Source organism: Staphylococcus sp. EG-SA-2 (assembly GCF_017152085.1).
This window is the reverse complement of the sequence record NZ_JACYHC010000092.1, coordinates 1-555: the sequence shown is the minus strand read 5'-3', so window position 1 is coordinate 555 and position 555 is coordinate 1. Positions and strand designations below refer to the sequence as shown.

At 40.9% G+C, this 555-nt stretch carries 1 pseudogene; it reads left to right on the top strand.

From position 1 onward, the window contains the following. A pseudogene (locus IDG60_RS00770) lies at nt 1-555 on the top strand (DNA-directed RNA polymerase subunit beta); the annotation flags it as partial.

The window sequence follows — 555 nt, the reverse complement described above, 5'->3', positions numbered from 1 at the left end:
AGTTAACTGCCGAAGAAAGATTGTTACATGCAATCTTTGGTGAAAAAGCACGTGAAGTTAGAGATACTTCATTACGTGTACCTCACGGCGCTGGCGGTATCGTTCTTGATGTAAAAGTATTCAATCGCGAAGAAGGCGACGATACATTATCACCTGGTGTAAACCAATTAGTACGTGTATACATCGTTCAAAAACGTAAAATTCATGTTGGTGATAAGATGTGTGGTCGACATGGTAACAAAGGTGTCATTTCTAAGATTGTTCCTGAAGAAGATATGCCTTACTTACCAGACGGACGTCCGATCGATATCATGTTAAACCCTCTTGGTGTACCATCTCGTATGAACATCGGACAAGTATTAGAGCTACACTTAGGTATGGCTGCTAAAAATCTTGGTATTCACGTTGCATCACCAGTATTTGACGGCGCAAACGATGACGATGTATGGTCAACAATTGAAGAAGCTGGTATGGCTCGTGATGGTAAAACTGTACTTTATGATGGACGTACAGGTGAACCATTCGATAACCGTATTTCAGTAGGTGTAATGTACA